This window comes from Chitinophaga hostae, from assembly GCF_018224885.1.
GTDB classification, from domain to species: Bacteria; Bacteroidota; Bacteroidia; order Chitinophagales; family Chitinophagaceae; genus Chitinophaga; species Chitinophaga hostae.
This window is the reverse complement of the sequence record NZ_JAGTXB010000009.1, coordinates 41260-65130: the sequence shown is the minus strand read 5'-3', so window position 1 is coordinate 65130 and position 23871 is coordinate 41260. Positions and strand designations below refer to the sequence as shown.

Below are 23871 nucleotides of genomic sequence, written 5' to 3'. Positions count from 1 at the left end.
ATGTAAAATATATAGATATTTCTACAGATCCGATTTTAATACTTTTCTGAAAACCAGGTAGATACCTGCTGCAATATAAACCAGCATAGCCGTTACATACACATAAGTATCATATTGTGTATCAGTAGTTACCATTTTACCCACCAGCGGGAAAGGCAGCAGTTCATCCCCGCTCTGCAGCGGTAATAAGCCACCAATAGGCCCTACGCTTCTTTTCAGGAAAAACGACAACAGCTGATCCAGCATCATATTATAGGCTATAAACAATACAATTCCCAGTCCGGCCCGTTTTACCAGTACGCCGATCAACAGTGCAATGGTGAGCATTACATTCAGCTGCAGGAAATAATACAGCAGATACTGGTATCCTTCCAGGCTGAAGGGCTTATCCCCATATATTAATCCTATCAAGGCCCCGCTAACGGTAGCCACTATCAGGGTAAGCAGCGAAATAGTGACCAGCCAGAACAGCTTGGCATATACAAACTGACTTCTTTCCCAACCATCAATAACGTTTTGCCGGTTGGTACGGTAAGTATATTCGTTGGTAACGAGGATAATCAGCAACAGGCCGAATAACAGCGACATATAGCTGTTCATCGAGGCTACGGTGAGCCATACCTCCGGAAAACTGAATGGGTTACCAAATATTTTTCCTACCTGCTTAAAATTGTTACTGGTAGCCCTATCCGCCAACATAAAATTGCTGGCCGGAATAATGATCAGCGCCAGGATGAACATTACCCAGAAAGTGCGGTAGTTCTTTACTTTCAGCCATTCGGTATATATGATTTGTTTCATCATGCAGGGATATTAGTGATTTCCAGGAATGCGGTTTCAAGACTTTTCTTACGTACATGCAGATGGCTCAGCCAGATCCCACGCTTTGCGCAGAAACTATTGATGGCTGCCGCATCGGGGGCAACGGCAAACAACGCTTTTACAATAGTACCCTGTATTTCCGCCCCGGTACAACCCGGATATTCCAACAGCAGCGTGCGCAGTGCGTTGGTATCTTCTGCCGATACTTCTACATAATCACTCCTGCTGATCACCTCATTTACTGCGCCGGAAAGCAGCAGTTTCCCTGACCGTATAATGGCCACATGCGTACATACCTTTTCTACTTCATCCAGCAGATGACTGGCGAGGATAATTGTTTTACCCGAATCGGCCAGTTTCCGCACCAGTTCCCTTACTTCCGCGATACCGGAAGGGTCCAGGCCGTTGGTAGGTTCGTCGAGGATCAATACATCCGGATCTCCCAGCAATACGGCCGCTATGGCCAAACGCTGCTTCATCCCCAGCGAATAGGTTTTAAAAGGGGAATGCTGTCGTTGCGTAAGACCACAAATCTCCAGTACCCTGGCGATATCATCTTTTCCCCGTTGCTTGATAGCAGCGGAGATTTCCAGGTTTTTATACCCGCTGAGATAATGATAGAAGTTGGGGGTTTCCAGCAAAGTACCTATTTGACGGCGCTCCCCGGCAGTAGGTGTTCTATCAAATAACGTAAAGCTGCCGGTATCTGCTTTCAGCACGTCGGTAACAATACCCAGCAAAGTGGTTTTACCGCTGCCGTTAGGCCCCAGCACACCGAACACGCTGCCTGCGGGCACTTCAAAGGAAACGCCGGATAAGGCCTGTACAGATCCGTAGCTTTTGGAGATGTTTTGTAAGGATAGAATTGGCACAGAAAAACAATATGAATGTGGAAAATAAAAAGGGAAATGCAGCGAATGATCTTATGGCTAATCTTCACTACATTTCCCATAAATTAAAATAACAGTTTTTAGTTTCGTACCGGCTTGCCCGTTTTGATCACACTCTGTAAACGTTCCAATGTTTTGCGTTCACCACAAAGACTCAGGAAAGCTTCGCGTTCCAGGTCCAGCAGGTATTGTTCGCTTACATAGGACATCTCTGTGAGATCGCCACCGCACATCACATATGCCAGTTTATTGGCTACTTTTTGGTCGTGCTCTGAGATATAGTTGCCGAACTTCATGGCATAAACGCCTGCCAGCAAGGCTCCCAGGGCGCCGCGACCCAATACTTTAATATCTGTTCTTTCGATCGGACGGGTGTATCCTTCATCTGCCATCACAATCACGCTGCGTTTGGCATCTGCAATAAGGCGGCTCTGGTTCATGGTGATCTCATCGTGCCCTTTGCGTAAAACGCCCATATCAAATCCTTCAAAACCGGAGGTCGCTACTTTTGCGGTGGCTACCGTCATAAAGTAATCTTTCAGCGGTTCTTCCTCAATCCGTCCTTCTTTGTATTCGAGACTGGCACGGAGTGCCATTTCCTTGGTGCCGCCACCGCCGGGAATCAGCCCCACACCCAGTTCCACCAACCCAATATAGGTTTCGGCGGCCGCCTGTACCTTATCCGCATGTAAACACATTTCGCAACCACCACCCAGGGTGAGGGCATGTGGCGCCACCACCACCGGTATCGATGAATAACGTAAACGCATAGTGCTTCGCTGGAACAGCCGTACAGCCATATCCAGCTCATCAAATTCCTGTTCCGCTGCCAGCATAAAAATCATCCCCACGTTGGCGCCGGCAGAAAAGTTGGTGCCCTCATTACCCACCACCAGGCCACGGAAGTCTTTCTCCGCGCGGTCTACCGCTTTATTTAATCCCTCCAGCACTTCGCCTCCAATAGTATTCATCTTGGTTTTCCAGTCAAAACAAACCACGCCATCACCAATATCAATCAGGCTGCAGGCGCTGTTTTTCCATACCACATTATTGGAAAAGTTCTCGAGGATGATGAACTGTCCTTCACCAGGTACTGTTTTATACGCCTGAGAAGTAACATCATAATAAAACTTCTTACCATTCTCCACTTTATAGAAAGTCTTGATACCCTTTGCCAGCATATCTTTCACCCAACCGGCAACAGTCAGACCTTTTTCCTCTATCAGTTTCACGGATGCTTCCACCCCCAGCAGGTCCCAGCTTTCGAAAGGACCTATTTCCCAGCCAAAGCCGGCTTTCATGGCATCATCTACTTTATAAAGATCATCTGCTATTTCCGGAATGCGGTGCGATACATAGGAAAACAGGTAAGCATGAAACAGCTTGTAGAACTCTCCTGCCTTATCTGTGGCCGATGTCAGCATTTTAATACGTTGCTTCAGATCTTCCACAGGTTTGGCGGCATCGATGCTGCCAAACTTAGCTTTTTGCTTAGGCCCGTACTCCATGGTTTGCAGGTTCAGTGTCAGTATTTCCTTACTGCCACCTTCTCCTTTGGTTTTCTTGTAGAAACCCTGGCCGGTCTTATCTCCCAACCAGTTATTTTCCACCACCTTCTGAAGGAATGGCGGTATCTGGAAAATGCCGATAGCTTCATCCTGCGGACAATTATCCATTACGCCTTTGGCCACCTTCACCAGCGTATCAATTCCCACTACATCGGCAGTGCGGAAGGTAGCGGATTTAGGACGGCCTATTACCGGTCCGGTGAGTGCATCTATTTCATCAATGCCTAATCCCATTTCCTGCATGATGTGGAAAATAGCCATGATAGAAAACACTCCTACCCTGTTGGCGATAAACGCCGGGGTATCTTTACACAATACGGTGGTTTTACCAAGGTAAAGATCGCCGTAGTGCATCAGGAAATCTATCACTGCAGGATCGGTATGCGGAGTAGGTATTACTTCAAGCAAACGAAGATAACGGGGTGGATTAAAGAAGTGGCTACCGCAGAAATGTTTTTTAAAATCTTCACTGCGGCCTTCTGTCATCAGGTGAATAGGAATACCGGAGGTATTGGAGGTGATGAGCGTACCCGGCTTCCTGAATTGCTCCACCTGGTCAAAAACGATTTTCTTTATCGCCAGGTTTTCCACTACCACTTCGATGATCCAGTCTACCTCCGCTACAAGCTTCATATCATCTGTAAAGTTGCCCGTTTTAATGCGTTTGATTACATCCTTGGTGAAAACAGGTGATGGATTCGATTTAATAGCAGCCTGCAGTGCGTCATTCACAATCCGGTTCTTCACAGCAGGACTGTCGAGCGGCAGATTCTTCTTCTTCTCCGCATCATTCAATTCCTTGGGCGCTATATCCAGCAGCAAGACCTGTACGCCAATGCCCGCAAAAAGACAGGCAATCCTTGATCCCATTACTCCCGAGCCTAAAACGGCTACCTTTTTGATATGTGTCGTCATAGCTTTTAGCTTTTAGCTGTTAGCAGTTAGTCTTTAGCGGAGCTTACAGCGGTTGTCAGTTTACTGATCATTGAATTTAGCATTTTTTGGACTTCAATCAGCAAGGGAAGGATGATTTCTGAAATACTTTTTTGTAGCGGTGGGTAAATCTGGTGGGAGATTAATAATTGGGTTTCCATTTCAAAGGATGAACCAATGGCCACTTCGAGAAATTTTTTGAAATGAGCATCTGTAAATTTGGCGGCCCCTTCTGCTATGTTGCTGGGAATAGAAACAGCGGCCCTTCTTAGTTGGCTCACCAACCCGAACTTCTCTTCAGACGGGAATGATTTTGTCAGGTCATAGATTTTTGTACAAAGGTCGAATGACTTCTGCCACACAATCATGGTACGAAAGTTTCTCATTGGGGTTAAATTTTATTAGGTTAACATTCTACAAGATAAATATAAAAACAAAGCCGGCACAAAATGTACCGGCTCATTATAATACTTCATTAAAATAATACTTCCTTAAAATCCGTCTTCTTCAAAAACAAACTATAGCGTCCTTCTTCGCCTGCTAAAAGCTAATAGCTAATAGCTAAAAGCTATCTCAGCTTACCCCGCTGCCTGGTTTTACTGCTTCGGCAGGGTTTACAAAAATCAGTTTGCCATTGTCTTCCGCCATGAGGATCATACCCTGGCTTTCGATACCGCGCATTTTGCGGGGAGCCAGGTTGGCTACCAGGGTTACCTGTTTGCCTATAATGTCTTCGGGCGTGAAGTGCATCGCAATACCGGATACTACAGTGCGTTGCTCTGTTCCGATGTCTACCAGCAGTTTCAACAGTTTATCTGCCTTTGCTACTTTCTCCGCCTGCAGGATAGTGCCTACACGCAGGTCCAGTTTGGCGAAATCATCGTATTGTATTTCGGGTTTGGCAGGAGCCGGTATTGTTTCTTCCGCAGGAGGCGCGGCTGCCGCAGCAGCTTCCTGTGCCTGTTTTAATCCTGCATGGAGCTTCTGTACCTGTGCGGTTACCTGCTCGTCTTCTATTTTCTTGAATAACAACTCAGGCGCCCGTAATGAGTAACCAACACTCAGCAGTTTGTCGCTGCCGGCATTATCCCATTCCAGCATACGGTCTACCACCTTTAACAAGTGACAGATCTTCCTGGATGTGAAAGGCAGGAACGGGTGCGAGAAGATGGCCAGGTTAGCAGTCATCTGCAATGCAATATGCAGACTGATGTCGATACGTGCACGCAAATATTCTTCTGTTTTCCCTTTATACTTGTCATGCTTTTCGTTCCATGTTCCGTTGTTCAGGTTTTCAATGACACTAGCCAGTATCCACGGTTCATTCTGCTGCAGATAAATATTCCCCTTCCTGGAGAATTCGATCACTTCTGCCAATGCTTCCCTGAAGCGATAGTTTTCGAGACTGTTTTCTATTTTTTCTTTCGCCAGTCCGAATTCTTTCAGCATCTCGCGATCGGTATCTTCTATAAATGCTTCATGCAATGATGGTACTTTTCCTCCGCATAATTTATGCATCAGCACCATCGCCCGGTTTACAAAGTTACCGAACACCGCTACCAGCTCATTGTTATTACGATCCTGGAAATCTTTCCAGGTAAAGTCGTTGTCCTTGGTTTCGGGTGCGGTAGCGCAAAGCACGTAACGCAATACATCCTGCTGATCAGGGAAGTCTTCGATATAATCATTCACCCAAACCGCCCAATTGCGGGAGGTGGAAACTTTTTCACCTTCGATATTCAGGAATTCGTTGGCAGGCACGTTGTCGGGTAATACGAAACCGCCATGTGCCTTCAGCATGGCCGGGAAAATAATACAGTGGAATACGATGTTATCCTTACCGATAAAGTGTACCAGTTTGGTATCATCTTTACACCAGTAGTCTGCCCAGTTTTCCGTCAGCTCTTTGGTGGCGGAAATATAGCCAATGGGCGCATCAAACCATACATACAGTACTTTGCCTTCTGCATCCGGCAACGGCACTTTGATACCCCAGTTGCTGTCGCGCGTCATGGCGCGGCTTTGCAAACCGCTGTCCAGCCAGCTTTTACACTGTCCGTATACGTTGTTTTTCCACTCCTTATGACCATCAACAATGTATTCCTTCAGCCATGGTTCATAGTTCTGCAGCGGCATGTACCAGTGTTTGGTTTTCTTTTTCACCAATGGCGCATTGCTCAGGGCAGAGTGTGGGTTTATGAGTTCGTCGGGACTCAGGGTTCTGCCACAGCGTTCACACTGATCACCATAGGCTTTATCGTTACCACAGTTAGGGCAGGTGCCTACAATGTACCTGTCTGCCAGGAACATTTCTTTTTCCGGATCAAAAAACTGTTCACTTTCCTTTTCTTCAAACAGGCCGTCGTTATACATTTTCAGGAAAAAATCCTGGGAGGTCTGATGATGAATAGGTGCGCTGGTACGGGCAAATATGTCGAAGGAGATACCCATAGCGGCAAAACTATCTCCGATGATCTTATGATATTTGTCTACAACATCCTGCGGGCTTACGTTTTCCTTCATGGCTTTGATGGTAATAGGTACGCCGTGTTCATCGGTTCCGCAAACGAACTTTACATCTGCTTTTTTTGAGCGTAAATAACGCACATAAATATCCGCAGGCAGATAGCAGCCGGCAAGATGTCCTATATGCACCGGGCCATTGGCATACGGTAGTGCCGCAGTTATTAAATATCTATTAAATTTTCCCATATTCTCTTAACAAATGCTTAAATAAACTTTAAATCGGATGATTGTTTTTGGAATCACCATTACAATTTATCACCTTAGTCAGCGAATAAAGATTGAATTTACGCTAACTAATCTGCAAAGGTAAACAAAAGGTACAATGGTAAAAATTCCGCCATATTTGAAAAAAGGTGATCTGATCGGAATTACCTGCTCCAGCAGCAAAATGGACCTGCAGGCAGCAGAGTATGCAAGGGGCGTACTCACTTCCTGGGGATACCGTGTACACCTCGGTATTACGGTAGGCACCAGTTTTCATAATTTCTCTGCTCCGGACGAACTGAGACTGGAAGAACTGCAGGATATGCTGGACGATCCGGAAATAAAGGCGGTTATATTTGGCCGTGGTGGCTATGGCATGGTGTGCATCATCGACAAGCTTGATTTTACCCGTTTCCGCAAACAACCCAAATGGCTGTGCGGTTACAGCGATATTACCACCCTGCATTCCCATATCAACCGGCAATTTGGTATTGCCACGCTGCATGCTATGATGTGCAGCGGTATTACACCCGATACGCTGGACGATGAATATGTACGCAGTTTGGCTACCGCGCTGAAAGGCAAGCCATACCGCTATTCTACTGCAGCGCATCCGCTGAACCGGGAAGGCAAAACCACCGGTATACTGGTGGGCGGCAATTTATCTATGCTGGCTAATCTTTCCGGTACGCCTTCGCAGGTAAATACCAAAGGAAAGATCCTGCTCCTCGAAGATATCGGCGAATACCGGTATAACGTTGACCGCATGATGTATAACCTGAAGCGCGCCGGCTGGCTGGATAAACTGGCAGGGCTGGTAGTAGGGGCTTTTACAGACGGCAAAGAAACAGATACTCCTTTTGGTCAAACAGAATACGAAATCATCAGCAACCTTGTAAAAGACTATGATTACCCGGTATGTTTTGGTTTCCCCAGCGGGCATCAGCCGGCTAACTATGCGCTAAAACTGGGAGTGAAGCATGAATTGAAGATCGGGGCTAAAACAATTCTATCGGAAGTTTGATTTTGTCTTTGCCCAGGATTTTTTCTTGCCCAGGATTAAACTGATTTTGATGATTTACAGGATTTTTTTATTGTGGTTATAATTTGATTTTAAAAGATTAGGGAAGATGTAAGCCAATTTGCTTATATCTTCCCTAATCTTTTAAAATCAAAAAAGGAAAAATCTTGTAAATCATCAAAATCAGTTTAATCCTGGGCAAGAAAAAATCCTGGGCAAAGACAAATTCCGCACTAGTCTTCCACATCCGGAACAATCTCCAGTCCATACGCTTCTGCGGTAAGCACGCCGGCAGCCCTGGTACTTTCGATCAACGCTGTATCCGGCTGTAGTTCATGTACCTGTGTTTGGTTATGGAGATAATCGACACCATATAATTTTCCGGCGATACCGGCCGGAACGTCCATCAGGTACTTTATTACTTCGCATACGATCTGCATGCCCAATGCACCATGGGTAGCACCGATAGCACCTGCGTCGAAATTGCGGTAATCTTCCGTGAGCGGCAGCGCGCAACGGTAGGATGCCGAGGTAGAACCATCCGGCAGGGGCATGTTAAACCCGGCAAACCAGGCCATCCAGTTATGAACTTCCCCGGTAATAAACGGCTTATTATGTACCAGGCAGGCATCGTTGATAACCAGGTGGGTAGGCAGGTGTTGGGTACAGTCGATCACCAGGTCAAATCCGACCAGCATCATTCCTATTGTTTCAGGTTTTACCTGTACCAGTATCGGGTAATGTTTCGTATACGGGTTCACTGCCCAAAGCCGGCTGGCGGCCATTTTCGCCTTATGTTTACGAATGTCCTGCATCTGGTATACCGGCTGGCGATGCATATCTTCATCATTGATAACGCCATAATCGGCGATGCCCAGCACGCCTATACCACTGGCACTGAGGTATTGTATCACCGGGCTGCCCAAACCACCGGCGCCCACTACTAATACGCGGGCTTCCTTTAGCTTTTCCTGCATACCGATGCCTATCCCCGGAACGGCGATGGGGTATTTAAAATGGTGTATTTCTTTTTCACTAAGTATCATATGCTTTGTCCTTTATCTAGTCCTGTGGAAACTCCAGGGTAAATTTACTGCCTTTGCCCACGGTGCTTTCCACTTTAATTTTTCCTTTATGGGCATCTACAATCGCCTTCACATAGGTAAGTCCCAGACCGAAACCTTTTACGTTATGCACATTCCCTGTGTGGGCGCGGTAGAACTTCTCAAAGATACGCGAAATAGTGTCGCGGCTCATGCCGATACCGTTGTCGCTGATTACGATGAACAGGCTTTTGCGGGTATTATAGGTTTGTATTTTTATCTCCAGCTGGTCGTTGGAGTATTTGATGGCATTATCCATCAGGTTAAAGATGAGGTTGGAGAAGTGTACATCATCGGCCATAATCACGGGGTTGATGGCATCCAGCTGGAGATCTACCACCCCATTTTTGGCCGCCAGCTGCAGTTGCAGGTTATCGGCCGTATGTTGGATAACGTTATGCACATCGGTAGCCTGGAGTTTGAGTCCTATTTCGTCTTTCTCCAGCAGGGCCGATTGCAGGATGCTCTCCACCTGCTTGTTCATTCTTTTGTTTTCTTCCTTGATGATACCGGAGAAATACTGGATTTTTTCCGGTTTTGACATTACTTTCTCATTACGGATCGCATCAATGGCCAGGGAAATGGTAGCCAGCGGTGTTTTCAATTCATGCGTCATGTTATTGATAAAATCCGATTTTATTTCAGAGAGTTTCTTCTGGTTCAGCAGGGTGCGGATGGTGAGGGCAAAGGCCATGATGATGATCATGGTAAACAGTACGCCACCGGTGATCATTACGCCTAACTGTTTGGCCACTGTATCATCAGACGGCATAATGATGATCAGTTTCTCTCCCCTCGCATTAAAATCGTTAGGTTCTGTAAGGAATACCACGTGCACCGTATATTTTTTCCGGTCGTTGTCGGCCTCATTTTCCCGGTACATTTTTTCAAATCCCGCCGATTGCATCTTCAGTGTTCCTATTTCCGATCCCGGAGTGGTGTTGATAATGGCGAATTCAAAGCTGGTAGAATCGAGGTGATTTTTCCTCATATTGTTCTGGATACACCGTTTCACTTCCTGTACATTAAAGAAATCGCTGACAGAAAGGGGGGAATAAGCCCCGCGGGTAACATCCAGGTTAAAGCCTTTAACGGCGCCGGACGGGTCTTTTGGATTATCCAGCTTAAACATCACAGCAGCCTGGCGACGGTACATCATGTCGTTGTATACATCATTGGACATACTGACACCGCGTTGAAAAAGCTGTTCCTGCTTAATCAGCACCGCGCTTTTAATCCAGCTCACCTGGATATAGATAATGCCGAGGAGGGACAAGGTGATCAGTACAACGATAACGGGGAAAATCTTCTTCAGTGGTATCATGTATAATTTGTCAGGCTTTTAAATTCCATCAAAGATAAGCGCATAGCAATATTAAAATATGTTAAAATAGATGTTTGCTATAGCAACTATGATACAAAATTCCAGGCTGGATATTGCCTGCAGGCGTATTAACAGCAATACAACATTACTTTAACGTAATTTTAACTGGGCACTGCTGAATTTATTATTGCTTCTTTCCTTACCTTTGCTTCAGAATCTTGGTACTAAATTTGATTAGTTCAAGATCATAACAAAGTAATTAAACTTTCTACATACATCGATGTGGATTCGTTCCATAAGCGATTTAGATTTTGGTTGATAAAATGGTAAGGAGGTTTTCTAGCCTCCTTTTTTTATTTTTCCTATCTCCCGGTTCTCTTTCTTTTTTTCCTTTACTATTCAATCATTTAGTTAAATTTGAACAGGCTATAAAATTGTATGTCTATGGTAACATTGTCACCCGGCATTTTGCTGATAGCTGATCCATTTTTGAAAGATCCAAATTTTGCGCGCACGGTAGTACTTCTTTGTGAATACCAGGAAAAAGGCAGTTTTGGTTTTGTAATCAACAAGTTATTCGATCAATCGCTCAGCGACCTGGTCCCTGAAGTGCTGATTGGCAACATACCCGTATACTATGGAGGGCCCGTGCAAATGGACACGGTGCATTTTATCCACCGACAGCCGGAGCTGATTCCGGGCGGACTGGAAATATTACCCGGTCTTTACTGGGGCGGTAAATTTGAGCATGTGGTAGACGCGCTGAACAGCGGCTTGCTGGAACCGGATAAGGTTAAGTTCTTCATTGGTTATTCGGGGTGGACAGAGGGGCAGCTGGAGGAAGAGGTAAAGGATAAATCCTGGATACTCTCTCAAACAGATGCAAAGCTGGTATTTGATCCCAAAGAACAGCAAATCTGGCAGCAATCGCTGAAAAACCTTGGCAGCACCTTTGCCATGATGGCAAATTACCCAATAGATCCTTCCCTAAATTAATGGTAATATTCTGAAAAAGAGGGACATCGGTGGAGCCCGTTTTTTAATGTGAAAAATGAACAGGATGAATGCTGTTTATTTAAAACAAATTAAATATCTTGCTAAAGTAATTGCTAAAATAAACCAGTTACATAACCCGTTTTCAGGTAAGTAAAATAACCGATAAGAATACACCTATGAAGGCAAAACCTATGAAAAATATTTTGCTCCTTCCATAGAACGAAACCAGAGTTGTACCTGAATACCAAATAATTTATCATCAAAGGCATATTCATTAGGTAATATACACAACCCTTGATAAGGGTTGTTTATGAATGTACAGTATGTGACTGCGGGTATCTCGTATAGCCGTGCAGGTAACGTATTGTATGTAATGAATAGAGAGGAAATCCCGGTGAGCAATCCTGTTCCCAGCCGGGCCATCTAAGATTGGAATAGTTAGGACAAAAACGAAGGCCGGGTAATCTTACCCGGCCTGGTTATTATAATTTCTTGCTGGTATGCTTATTTTCCCACTGCTACAGCGCCTTCTACGAGTACGGTAGCCTTATTGCGCAATACTTCCACAAATCCGCCGCTGATAGTAAAAAACTCAGCATGCGTTTTATCTGTCAGTACTTTCATTTTACCATTTCCGAGGGCTGCAATTAATGGCGCATGTTTATCCAGTATCTCAAAAGAACCGTCAATGCCCGGCAGTTGTACTCCGTACACTTCTCCGGCATATAATTTTCTTTCTGGTGTTAATACTTCTAATAGCATGTTATGATCGTAAATGGTGAAGGGTAATGATCCCGGCAAAACCGGGATCATTGACTTAATTAGTTATTCGCTGCTTCCAGTAATTTTTTACCTTTTTCAATAGCTGCTTCGATGTTACCTACAAGGTTGAAAGCTGCTTCAGGATACTCATCTACTTCGCCGTCCATGATCATGTTAAAGCCACGGATAGTTTCTTCGATTGGTACGAGTACACCTTTCAGACCGGTAAACTGTTCTGCCACGTGGAAAGGCTGTGACAGGAAACGTTGTACACGACGTGCACGGGATACAGTGAGTTTATCTTCGTCGCTCAGTTCATCCAGACCGAGGATAGCGATGATATCCTGCAGTTCCTTATAGCGTTGCAGGATCATTTTCACGCGCTGTGCACAGTTATAGTGAGCTTCACCCACTACAGCCGGTGTCAGGATACGTGAAGTAGAGTCCAGCGGGCTCACAGCCGGGTAGATACCAAGATCGGAAATTTTACGATCCAATACGGTGGTAGCATCCAGGTGGGAGAAGGTAGTTGCAGGAGCCGGATCCGTCAAGTCATCCGCAGGTACGTAAACCGCCTGTACGGAAGTGATGGAACCATTTTTAGTAGAAGTGATACGTTCCTGCATCAGACCCATTTCAGTAGCCAGTGTTGGCTGGTAACCCACCGCAGAAGGCATACGACCTAACAGTGCGGATACTTCAGAACCTGCCTGGGTGAAACGGAAGATGTTATCTACGAAGAACAGGATATCACGGCCGCTGCCTGCAGAGCCATCTCCATCACGGAAATATTCTGCCAGTGTTAAACCGGACAATGCCACACGGGCACGGGCGCCAGGAGGCTCGTTCATCTGACCAAACACAAACGTAGCCTGTGATTGTTTCAGCAATTCTTTATCTACAGCGGTAACATTCCAGTCACCGTGCTCCATTGATTCTTTAAATTTATCACCGTATTTTACGATGTTTGCCTCGATCATTTCACGCATCAGATCGTTCCCTTCACGGGTACGCTCACCTACACCAGCAAATACAGACAACCCTTCGTAACCTTTCGCAATGTTATTGATCAATTCCTGAATCAATACCGTTTTACCCACACCGGCACCACCAAACAAACCAATTTTACCACCCTTTGCGTATGGCTCAATCAGGTCAATTACTTTAATACCAGTAAACAGTACTTCTGTTTCAGTAGCGAGATCCTCAAACTTAGGCGGATCACGGTGAATAGGATAACCGTTTGAAGTATCGATGTCACCCAAACCGTCAATCGCCTCACCTACCACATTGAACAAACGTCCTTTAACCTGGTCGCCAATCGGCATTTTAATAGGCGCGCCCTTATCAACTACAGCCATACCACGAACCATACCATCTGTAGAATCCATAGCTACTGTACGTACGCTGTCTTCACCCAGGTGCTGCTGTACTTCCAATACTACCTTCTGACCATTTTCGCGGGTAATTTCCAATGCGCTGTAGATTTCGGGCAATTTGTCATCAAAATGCACGTCCACCACGGGACCGATAATTTGTTTGATCTTACCTGTGTTAGGCATATTTTTAAAGAGGTTTATAAAAATACTAAAATGTTACTGTTCCAAAAACGGCAGCAATTCGTTGCGTACAGTTTCCAAAATTTGCCGCAAAGGTAAGAGTTAATGGGTGAATATCAAAACCATAACGACGAAAAAAATCCTTTTCCCGCCGCATTTTTCACCGTTTTTCTCCTTAGCAAAGTTTTATATCCCTGCAATGCAAAGCGGAGTCTATCAAATTATAAATAATCAATATTTATAAATAACCATTACAGGGAAGCTGCCATCCATATAAAAATAACTTCCTTTTCTTAATTCCTTTACTATTTTTAGGCACTATCCTGATATATATAATATTAACATATGAAGAAAACAAACAGTGAACAATCCCGGCGGTCATTCCTCGGTAACATCTCCAAAGCAGGATTATTAGGCATCACCGGTATAGTGCCCGCTATTGCCAAAGCTGGCATACAGCCCGATAACGGCAAAACTAACGCACCAGAACACGCCTTCCTTTGCAAACCCTACCTGCAATATCCCGGACCCAATACCATTTCCGTGATGTGGCTCACCGCCCGTCCTTGCTATAGCTGGGTGGAATACGGTACCGACGGAGAGCTGAACCAGAAAGCACACCGTGTGACCAACGGACTGGTAGACGCTAACAACCGCCTGCACCGTATTGAACTCGATCAGCTGAAACCCGGGAAAAAATACAGCTACAAAGTTTACTCAAAAGATATCCTGTCGTTCGAACCTTATAAACTCACCTACGGAGAAACGATCAGCAGCGAAACATACACGTTTACGGCGCCGGATCCGCAGGCAAAAGAAGTATCCTGGCTGATCATCAACGATATTCACGACCGCCCCGCCTCTATCCCACATCTCGTGGGACTGAACAAACAGGATCCCTATGATTTTGTTTTCTTTAACGGAGATGTATTCGACTACCAGGCCGATGAACAACAGATCATTGATCATATGCTGACACCCTGTGGTGATACCTTTTCCACACAAACGCCTTTTATGTACGTGCGCGGTAACCACGAAACCCGCGGTAAATATGCCAGGGAATGGCATCAATACTTTGATAACCCGGGACATAACAACTACTTCACCTTTACCATTGGTCCTGTGTCGGCCATTGTACTGGATACAGGAGAAGATAAAGAAGATGAACACCCCGTATATGCCGGCATCGTTGACTTTGACGCCTATCGCGAACAACAGGCCAGGTGGCTGGAACAACAACTGCAAAATCCGGCCTTTAAAAAAGCTAAACACAAAGTAGTGATGATGCACATTCCCCACTACCATTCCGGCGAGTGGCACGGCGTAAAGCACTGCCGTGAAATGTTTGGCGGGCTATTCAACAAACACAAAATAGATATCCTCATATGCGGACACACCCATCAGTATGGCGTATACGCACCATCAAAAGGACAGCACGAATTCCCGCTGATCATTGGTGGCGGCCCTAAAGATGGCTTCCGCACCCTGATAAAGATAAAAGCCGATCAGCAGCGACTCGTATTAACCATGCTGAAAGACGATGGCTCTAAAGTGGGTGAATACACGGTGTAAGTACCGGATGCCGGAGCAATAGCTCCGGCATTTTTTATTCTCTTTTAGCGATCAACGCATTCACCAGCAATAATACTTTCAATAATATCCAGGCGGCCGCAGCTGCCAGGAAAATACTGCCTGCCAGTACCGCATAGTACTTAATCGTCCACTCCAGCGCCACTTTTAACCGGGTAACCATTCCAATTGATCTTTCCGCAGCTCCTTCATACATGGAGAACTGTACCGTACAAAATTCATTCTCCGAATCAAAGTTGCCGAGCTCCACCCCCAGGCCCTGCAGCTCCGTTTCCACCTCGTAAATCCGGCTGTGCAAACTGATAAAATCTTCAATTTTCCCCTCCTTTGTTTTAAGCTCATTCAGCGACGCCAGCGACTTTTCCAACGACACTTTCTTCGCATTGAGTTTGCGGTACTCATTGGTCATATCCGTTTTGGTGATAGAGGTAGACTTAATCACCCCAATCTCCTGCGCAGCATGGTAAAAAGAATCAAACTTCTCCGGCATTACTCCTATCAGCAATTGTATTTCGCGGTTGCCTTTATTCCCCGACTCCTGCTGATATTGCACAATCGCATCAAACCGCTTAACAGTACCCTGCAACAGCTTTTCATCATCTGCAAAATGAGATGATTTTGATCGTACATTGGCAACTTTTTCATACTTCTGATTTCCGGAAATACCGGGTACGCCTGCATCTGACGGCGTATAGGATTTTACTTTTTCAGACGCATAATTCTTCCTTTGTTTTACGATGCCGGATAAAAAATCGCTGCCGCCTGTTTCTTCTCCCTGAACTCCCTTATAGGTATATCCATAAAGGATCCTGAAAAAATACATCACCAGGAAAAGGGCTATAAACGCAAGGGCTATACGACGGAATTTTTGCTTTACAGTAAGCATAGGTTAATGGTGTTATGTTATTTAGTGTTAAAAGCGGGGTCATTTAGCGGTAAGAGATTGCTGCTGGTATGATTTCACCCATTTAACCAGCCCCATCGCTGCAATGATCAATAAAATAAAATACTCTATTCCCAGGAACTTCACGCCTTTCTGGAAGTAAATAGCGGTGGCCACCACATCTACAATCACCCACAGCAACCAGTTCTCCCAGATCCTTTTTGCCAGCAGGATATTGGCAATAACGCTCAGTACCGCAACCAGTGAATCGGTATACGGATACGCCGCAGGATGCTCAAATACACCCGGCCACCAGGTATGTAAACGGCTGATGATAAAACCGGTGATAGCCGTAAGCACCGTTGCAGCCCCTCCGAGCAGCCATCGCTGACGGTTTTCAAGCGCATATACCGGTTCATTTTCGGGCTGCTTTCTAAACCAGAAAATCCAGCCATATACCCCTGTTGCAAAGAAGTATATCTGAAGAAACATATCTGCATACAACTGCAGTTGCCAGAAAAGAATAAAGAAACAACTCACATTTATCAACCCTACAGGCCAGGTAAAAATATGATCCCGCGCGGCCAGCCAGATACAGATGAGGCCAGTTACGGTGCCAATAAACTCCACATAACTGACGGAATATCCCATCGCGGTAAAGAAGGTGTGATGAATGCTGAAGAATGAGGTCATTTTTTAAATTAATCAACTGCTGCAATATTACAGGAATGTTTTATTATTTGCGCAACTGCTTTGTTAAACCCTGTACAACAAGCTATTACAGCCGATATCAAATTGGAACACTATTTGCCTTATAGTGTTTGTAGCGCCTGAACTGCAGCCATAGCGTTATAAAAATTTTAACACAATCCTTTAACAATTCAAAATGATTCCGCCTTCTATACATTCAAAACACCATTAAAAAATGCTTGTGACATAAAATAATTTTTACGCACAACAATACCATTTACATCTCCAGGGTCTACATACTAATACCTATCAGGACTAAAAAACAGGAGTTATGAACACACTAATGAAACACGCAGGATTATCACTGTTATTTATATCATTCTTTCTTGGCAGCTGTGCATCTACTTATGCGCCTGCCTACAATGACCAATATGGAGGTCAGTATGACGATCAATACGGATCATCATATGGCTCCGGCCCGCAGGTACAGGTGAGCGGCTCTATTTCATTTTACGATGAGCTGAGTCCTTACGGCCGCTGGGTAAGCTATCCGGGATATGACCAGGTTTGGATTCCAAATGCAGGTCGCGACTTCAGACCATACTATACAAACGGTCACTGGGTTTATACCGACTACGGATGGACCTGGATGTCGGATTATTCATGGGGTTGGGCTGCCTTCCACTATGGCCGTTGGTTATACGACGATTTCCAGGGCTGGATGTGGGTACCCGGTAATGACTGGGGACCGGCATGGGTAAGCTGGAGAACCGGCGGTGACTATTATGGATGGGCGCCAATGGGACCTCAGTATTCATATAATGCACCTTCTTCCTATTGGGCTTTTGTACCAAGACAGTACATTAACAGTCCGCATATCAACAATTACTACGTGAATAACAGCAGGAATGTTACCATCATTAACAATACCACGATTATCAACAACAGTAATAACTATCGTGGTCGCAGGGTATACACAGGCCCTGATGCCCGTGACGTGCAACGTTATTCAGGAGAAACAGTAAGGCCGGTAAGAGTGGATAACATGAGCAGACCAGGTACCGGAAGAGTGGAAGCAAACCGTGTTCAGATGTATCGCCCGGATGCTGCCGCTATAGCAAGAGGTCGTGAAGCAGATCGTAACAGAGTGGTACAACCGGTAGACAATAATCGTCCTAATCGTATAACACCCGGTGGCAATACCGGTAACAACAATGGCAACACGCCACCTAATAACAACGGAGGACGGGTTAGACCAGGCAATACAGTTCAACCTGATAACAATGGGAATTTCCCGGGCAACAACAATGGAGCCGGCAGAATCAATCCGAATCGTGGTAGCACACAGCCGGTAAATAACGGAAACAACCCTGCCAATAACAATGGCAGCTACAACAGGCCTAACAGAGTTACGAACGACAGAACAGCAGCGGAACAACAGCAACAGATACAACAGCAGCAACGTATTCAACAGCAACAACAGCAGCAGATACAGCAACAACAACGTGTCCAGCAGCAGCAACAAGAACAACAGCGTATACAAAGAGTACAACAGGAACAACAGCAAAGGCAGCAGCAACAACAAAGACAACAGGAACAACAGCAGAGACAGCAACAACAACAGGAGCAACAGCGGGTACAACGGGTACAACAGCAACAGCAGCAGCAACAACAAAGGCAACAGGAACAACAGCAGAGACAACAACAACAGGAACAGCAGCGTGTACAACAGCAGCAGCAGCAACAACAACAAAGACAGCAGGAACAACAGCAGAGACAACAACAACAGGAACAGCAACGTATACAAAGAGTACAACAACAACAACAGCAGCAACAGAGACAGGAACAACCACAACGTCAGCAGGAACAACAGCAGGGAGGATCCGGAAGGGTACAAAGAGGAGGATGATAAAATAATCAGGGCTTAATGTGACAATGTTACATTAAGCCCTTCCCGGATAAAGAAAGTACGAATGATAACCAGTAATAATGATGTTTTTGTGAGATGATATCATTTACACTCGGTGATTCATCCGTACTTTTTTATTGTTTATACACGTACCGGTACAATTGATGCCGTACATAATTAAAGTTCAGTGCCGACGGCAAGCCTTTGTACATAAGGCGCAATGCCAGCGGCGGGAATTCAGGATAATAAGATGGCTGTTGATATGTATCAGGGAAGGTAGTATAACCCAACCGTTCATAAAATTTTACTCTACGTATAGCCTGTTCCGTTATGGGCGGCTCCACTTCCAGGATAATAGTTCCCAGTTCTTTTTCCAATAATTCCATCACCCGGGTGCCGGCGCCACCTCCTCGCGCATCGGGATGGACAGCAAAATGTTCTATAAAGGCGAAGGCAGGTAATTGCCAATAAAAGACAAAGCCGGCAAAAAGTCCGTCGCGGGCGATACGCAATACCCGTAGTTCACCAGTAGCTATTAATGCCAGCTGCCAGTCCCATGGCCTTCTTTCTTCTTTGGGAAAAGCATCTTCATATAAGCGTTTTATTACTTCATCTGCGATGGAAACAGGTACCAGGTCAATCATACCGCTAAGTTAATGATTATCCTTTGCTGACGGCACGCACTCAAAGGGATCCGGGTTTCCGGCAGGAGCGGGTTTATTCACTGACCAGCAGAAATTCATCGGCTGACTGGTGATGCTCAATAGTTTTACAGTGACCTTGCTTCCTTTGCGGCTATTGGAAGCAGGAATACTACGGGTTCCTTTCTCCGGAATATTACTGATGGTATATCGTTCAGTTTTAAAGACTTCGTTATTATTGCGCATGTATGCTACCTGCACCACCACATTATCGAGTGCATATTCTGTTTGGTTGTTTACCGTTATATTCAGGTCTTTGATACCACCCAGCAGCCCCGTGCGGTATTCCCCGGCAGATGCGGCGATAAACTGCTGCCAGTTACGGCGGTAGTAGGCTCTTCGTTCAACGAATTGCCCCGCTAAGCGTTGTTGTACTTCCTGGTGATTGGTAATTTGCCGGCTTACCGCCCCGGACTCCTCAAGGCTTTTGCGCAAATCGCGGTTTTCGTTCCACAGGCGCTGGTTTTCAGACAGTACCTTTCGTACATGTCGTTGCTGCTGGCAATATCCCAGGCCAAATACGACTATCAACACCAATAGTATAACGGGATAAACGTAAGTTCTTTTCATATAGTGGCAGAGAGAAAAAATAATGCCAATGCAGTTTTTATTACATTTGTACAAATGGTCGCAATGCAACTGATTATTGTAAACGATGAACTAACAGCCCGGCAGTTTCTCGATGTACACGTAATACTGAATAAAAATGTACCAGGGTGGATAAGGCCGCTGGATAAGGATATTAACACGGTATTTGATGCGGGTCAAAACAAGGCATTCCGTCATGGTGAACTGATAAGGTGGATATTGAAAGATGAACAGGGAAAATTAATCGGCAGGATTGCCGCTTTCGTCAACAAAAAGTATAAAACCAAAGGAGATGAATGCCTGGTGGGAGGCGTTGGTTTCTTTGACTGTATAGATAACCAGGAAGCAGCCAACCTGCTTTTTGATACCAGCAAACATTGGCTGCAGGAAAGGGGTATGGGGGCGATGGATGGTCCTATCAACTTCGGAGAGCGTAATAACTGGTGGGGATTGCTCACAGAAGGTTACCATGAGCCATTATACTGTATGAACTTTAATCCGCCCTACTATATCCGGTTGTTTGAGCAGTACGGCTTTCAGCTTTTCTTTAACCAGATCTGCTATGGTATGAAAGTCAGTGATCAGCTGCAACCTAAATTCTTTGAACGCCATGCAGCGATTGAAGCGGATCCGGCCTACAAGGCTGTACACATAAAAAAGAGTGAACTCCCCAGGTTTGCTGAAGCATTCAGTATCGTATACAATAAAGCCTGGGCGCAGCACGCCGGTGGAAAGGAAATGGGGAAAACGCAGGTACTGGCGCTTTTCAAGCAAATGAAGCCTTTACTGGATGAAAAGATAGCGTGGTTTGTTTATTACAACGACGAACCCATTGCCATCTGGCTTAACCTTCCTGACCTGAATCAGTACATCAAACATATGGATGGAAAATTCGGATGGTGGCAAAAACTGAAATTCCTGTGGATGAAACAAACAGGATACTGTAAAAAAATGGTGGGGATCATTTTTGGCATTGTGCCTGAGTTCCAGGGCAAAGGGGTGGACGCATTTATGATCGTGGAAGGGGCTAAATTAATCCAGAGTGGTATGTCGCACTACACCGATTATGAAATGCAGTGGATCGGCGACTTCAATCCCAGGATGATGAACGTTGCAGAAAGCCTTGGCGCCGCTCCCTCCAGGCAGCTGACTACCTACCGTTACCTGTTTGACCGGAATATCCCTTATAAAAGACATCCGCTGGTTGGCTAATATGTCCGTATGCAGTAGTTGCTGCATACGGATTCAACAATATACACCTGGAAACTGGAAATCACCGGCCGCTGTTTATCAGTCAATTAGGTTACCCTTCCTTTACATTTCCACTGGCATCAAACTGCGTTATTGCTTTCCTGCCGGCATGCTTGTCATCGCGACAATTTTTCCCGTTCCAGACGCGTTACGACAATAACAACGTTACACATCATTTCTCCCGGAAAAATAAGTTAAGCATGTTGCGCCTGATAAATAACGATAAAAAATATGCATCCGATAAATCAGCCGGAATGTACTTCGGCAGGGAAACACAACAACTCATATAAATATCTGATTCCCTGGCGGCACTAATTAGTTACTGAATATTATATACTTTTAAATCCCTTTTGGAGTTACGATCGTATCTAACCTGATGTTTCGTTATGACCAACTTATATCCCGAGTGCCCTGAAAACGCGGATCTGGCGCTTATTCAGCCCACGTTATTATTTAGGCAACAGATAATGAAAGCCATCAGCTGCGTTGTCTTGTTCTTTATTTTTTACGTGGTATTACTACTGACAGCTGTTGCTTTTGCAATGGTGTGTATATCAGGAGGGATCATGTTATTCCGCGCTTATCCTACCTGGACTTCCGGCGCCATAGGACTTAGTCTTATATTGCTGGGCGGGATGGTATTGTTTTTTCTTGCAAAATTTCTTTTCAACAAACGTCAGGCTGCTAATCCTTACCGCATGCAGGTTTTTGCAGACCATCATCCCCGTTTATTTGATTTTATTACGCAGCTGGTAAAAGACACGCGTATCCGTTTTCCGAAAAAGGTATTTGTAGTGCCCGATATGAACGCCACCATATTTTATAATTCGAGTTTCCTGAGCCTGTTCTGGCCGGCCCGGAAAAACCTGGAAATCGGGTTAGGACTTATTAACAGCGTTAATGTCAGCGAGCTGAAAATGTTACTGGTGCATGAATTCGCTCATTTTTCCCAGCGGAGTATGAAGCTGGGCAGCTATATATATACCTTGAATAAAATGTTATATAACATGCTGTACGAAAATGAGCGATGGGAAGAACTGGAGCTGCGATGGAGCAGTGGCGGCAGCCTGTTGAGTTTCTTTGCGCATATTACCACCAGGATACTCAATGCCATGCAGCTGCTGCTGAGAAAGATATATTTCCTGATCAACCGCCAGTACCTGGAGTTAAGCAAGGAAATGGAATTTTATGCAGATACGGTAGCAGTAGGCCTTACCAGTACTGCAACAGCGGTGAGCGGTTTACGCCGGCAGGAAATGGGGAGCTATTGCCTGGATCACTGTTTTCACAAATTGCCTGACCTGGCAGACAGGACCGTGCAGTTTTCCAATATTTTCAGTGTTCAGCGCGCCCTTGTTAATTATTATGCGGGGCAGCATCACCTCACACTTGATGTAGCGGGACTACCTATCATTACCGACAATTATTTTCAAACGTTTCTTAAAAGCCGGGTTCAATTACGGGAACAGTGGACTTCTCATCTTAGCCGGGAAGCGCGGGAAGCGCACTACATAGCCGCCGACATTACCTGTAACACGATCGACCACAGTGCCTGGAAATTGTTTAATGAGCCGGAAAACCTGCAGGAGCATATGACAGCGCTCGTATACCGGTTTACTGCGCCTGCTTCAGCGCTTCCCTTTGCGGAGATGACACCAGCCGATTATATTGCAGAACTTTCCCAACGGCACCGGCTATATGAATATCCTAAAGCCTTTAATGAGTATTATGATAACCGGCCATTTAATGAGACCAATGAAGCATATACGCAGCTTTTGACAGCAGAGGAAATGATGAGCACCAGTCTTATTAAGATGTACCATCCGGATGTTATCATGAGGATGCGGTCATTTTACCGGGACCGCCAGGATGCGGAAACCCTGCAAGCCATCAGCAGCGGGCAGTTTCTTACCCGGTACTTTGAATTTGACGGACAAAGATACAGCGCCCCCCGGGCCAAACAGCTGGCGCGGATGCTGCATGCCAGGGTATCGGAAGAACAGGAATGGCTGCAAGCGCACGACCAACAGGCTTTCCGGTACCACTATACGGTTGCGTTACAGCAAAGCACAGCCGCCGCAGCTTTGCTGAAAGAAAAATACCAGCAGATATTGCAGTACCAGCAAACAGGGCAACAACTGAATGACCAGGTAATTCGGATCATACATTGTATCAGTTTACTGTTTAACAGTCATGAACAGGATATAGCATCCATGCCGGCATTGTTCGACGAGTTATCTGCCGAATGCTGGAGTTTCCGTATGATGACGGAAAACATCAGCAGTTCACCTTTATATAGTTCCTTCCCGGCGGAGATGGAAGAAAAACTGAAAAAATTCCGACAGCAGGACTGTACTTTTATACAGGATATGACACCCGACTATGTGGCCATCCAGGAGCTGCATGAAATCAGCTCTGCTATGATGGAGCATTACAACAATGGCGTCATATTATTAAAAAAGGCATACCTGGAATTTATTTTAACATTGGAACCGGGAGCATAAAAACCGCTCCGGGGCGCCGTTCCTGCCGTGCATTTTTCTCTTACTGA

The 23871-nt window shown here is 45.4% G+C and carries 19 protein-coding genes; 6 read left to right on the top strand and 13 right to left on the bottom strand.

Annotated features, from left to right (window positions below; genetic code table 11):
• Window positions 1-21: 21 nt before the first annotated feature.
• The 5 genes from KE626_RS18720 to metG form a co-directional block, all read right to left on the bottom strand.
• Window positions 22-804, bottom strand: coding sequence for an ABC transporter permease (locus tag KE626_RS18720; RefSeq protein ID WP_211974464.1), 783 nt, complete (start codon window positions 802-804; stop codon window positions 22-24).
• A complete protein-coding gene (locus KE626_RS18715) occupies window positions 801-1694 on the bottom strand; it encodes an ABC transporter ATP-binding protein (protein ID WP_211974463.1) in 894 nt (297 codons plus the stop codon). The genes KE626_RS18720 and KE626_RS18715 overlap by 4 nt, the downstream gene beginning before the upstream one ends.
• 98 nt (window positions 1695-1792) lie before the next feature.
• Window positions 1793-4195, bottom strand: a complete 2403-nt coding sequence (locus KE626_RS18710; protein WP_211974462.1) for a 3-hydroxyacyl-CoA dehydrogenase/enoyl-CoA hydratase family protein — start codon at window positions 4193-4195, stop codon at window positions 1793-1795.
• Between the two features lie 26 nt (window positions 4196-4221).
• Window positions 4222-4599 carry a four helix bundle protein gene (locus tag KE626_RS18705; RefSeq protein ID WP_211974461.1) on the bottom strand — a complete coding sequence of 126 codons (378 nt, stop codon included), beginning with the start codon at window positions 4597-4599 and terminating at the stop codon, window positions 4222-4224.
• 187 nt (window positions 4600-4786) lie between these two features.
• Window positions 4787-6925 (bottom strand): methionine--tRNA ligase, encoded by a 2139-nt coding sequence (metG, locus tag KE626_RS18700; RefSeq protein ID WP_211974460.1) that lies wholly within the window; start codon window positions 6923-6925, stop codon window positions 4787-4789.
• A gap of 157 nt (window positions 6926-7082) precedes the next feature.
• Between metG and KE626_RS18695 the strand changes: the two genes are divergently transcribed.
• Entirely contained in the window at window positions 7083-7967 is an 885-nt protein-coding gene (locus KE626_RS18695; RefSeq protein WP_249207555.1) for a S66 peptidase family protein, read from the top strand.
• Window positions 7968-8197: 230 nt separating this feature from the next.
• On the opposite strand, the gene KE626_RS18690 is transcribed toward KE626_RS18695, so the two are convergent.
• Both KE626_RS18690 and KE626_RS18685 read right to left on the bottom strand, forming a co-directional pair.
• Window positions 8198-9010: a HesA/MoeB/ThiF family protein gene (locus tag KE626_RS18690; RefSeq protein WP_211974458.1), complete on the bottom strand. Its 813-nt coding sequence runs from the start codon at window positions 9008-9010 to the stop codon at window positions 8198-8200.
• 16 nt (window positions 9011-9026) lie between these two features.
• Complete coding sequence (locus KE626_RS18685; RefSeq protein WP_249207553.1) at window positions 9027-10391, bottom strand: sensor histidine kinase; 1365 nt, start codon at window positions 10389-10391, stop codon at window positions 9027-9029.
• Window positions 10392-10835: 444 nt separating this feature from the next.
• Between KE626_RS18685 and KE626_RS18680 the strand changes: the two genes are divergently transcribed.
• A complete protein-coding gene (locus KE626_RS18680; RefSeq protein WP_211974457.1) occupies window positions 10836-11387 on the top strand; it encodes a YqgE/AlgH family protein in 552 nt (183 codons plus the stop codon).
• Between the two features lie 504 nt (window positions 11388-11891).
• On the opposite strand, the gene atpC is transcribed toward KE626_RS18680, so the two are convergent.
• Window positions 11892-12149: an ATP synthase F1 subunit epsilon gene (gene atpC, locus KE626_RS18675; RefSeq protein ID WP_211974456.1), complete on the bottom strand. Its 258-nt coding sequence runs from the start codon at window positions 12147-12149 to the stop codon at window positions 11892-11894.
• Window positions 12150-12208: 59 nt separating this feature from the next.
• Window positions 12209-13711 carry a F0F1 ATP synthase subunit beta gene (gene atpD, locus KE626_RS18670; protein WP_211974455.1) on the bottom strand — a complete coding sequence of 501 codons (1503 nt, stop codon included), beginning with the start codon at window positions 13709-13711 and terminating at the stop codon, window positions 12209-12211.
• A 342-nt stretch (window positions 13712-14053) separates the two neighbouring features.
• Here atpD and KE626_RS18665 point away from each other — a divergent pair, with 342 nt between their 5' ends.
• Window positions 14054-15280, top strand: a complete 1227-nt coding sequence (locus KE626_RS18665; RefSeq protein WP_211974454.1) for a purple acid phosphatase family protein — start codon at window positions 14054-14056, stop codon at window positions 15278-15280.
• 34 nt (window positions 15281-15314) lie between these two features.
• On the opposite strand, the gene KE626_RS18660 is transcribed toward KE626_RS18665, so the two are convergent.
• Together KE626_RS18660 and pnuC are read right to left on the bottom strand one after the other, a co-directional pair.
• The gene (locus tag KE626_RS18660) at window positions 15315-16184 is read right to left on the bottom strand and encodes a DUF4349 domain-containing protein (protein ID WP_211974453.1); all 870 of its coding nucleotides are present in this window, start codon (window positions 16182-16184) and stop codon (window positions 15315-15317) included.
• A gap of 39 nt (window positions 16185-16223) precedes the next feature.
• Window positions 16224-16874: a nicotinamide riboside transporter PnuC gene (gene pnuC / locus KE626_RS18655; protein ID WP_211974452.1), complete on the bottom strand. Its 651-nt coding sequence runs from the start codon at window positions 16872-16874 to the stop codon at window positions 16224-16226.
• 328 nt (window positions 16875-17202) lie between these two features.
• Between pnuC and KE626_RS18650 the strand changes: the two genes are divergently transcribed.
• Window positions 17203-18780 carry a DUF6600 domain-containing protein gene (locus tag KE626_RS18650; protein WP_211974451.1) on the top strand — a complete coding sequence of 526 codons (1578 nt, stop codon included), beginning with the start codon at window positions 17203-17205 and terminating at the stop codon, window positions 18778-18780.
• 134 nt (window positions 18781-18914) lie between these two features.
• Here the strand turns inward: KE626_RS18650 and KE626_RS18645 are convergent, their stop codons facing one another.
• Together KE626_RS18645 and KE626_RS18640 are read right to left on the bottom strand one after the other, a co-directional pair.
• Window positions 18915-19424 (bottom strand): GNAT family N-acetyltransferase, encoded by a 510-nt coding sequence (locus tag KE626_RS18645; protein WP_211974450.1) that lies wholly within the window; start codon window positions 19422-19424, stop codon window positions 18915-18917.
• Window positions 19425-19433: 9 nt separating this feature from the next.
• Entirely contained in the window at window positions 19434-20051 is a 618-nt protein-coding gene (locus KE626_RS18640) for a hypothetical protein (RefSeq protein ID WP_211974449.1), read from the bottom strand.
• Window positions 20052-20114: 63 nt separating this feature from the next.
• Between KE626_RS18640 and KE626_RS18635 the strand changes: the two genes are divergently transcribed.
• Window positions 20115-21281, top strand: coding sequence for a hypothetical protein (locus KE626_RS18635; RefSeq protein ID WP_211974448.1), 1167 nt, complete (start codon window positions 20115-20117; stop codon window positions 21279-21281).
• A 425-nt stretch (window positions 21282-21706) separates the two neighbouring features.
• On the top strand, window positions 21707-23824 hold the full coding sequence (locus tag KE626_RS18630) for a M48 family metallopeptidase (protein ID WP_211974447.1): 2118 nt from the start codon (window positions 21707-21709) through the stop codon (window positions 23822-23824).
• Window positions 23825-23871: the final 47 nt, after the last annotated feature.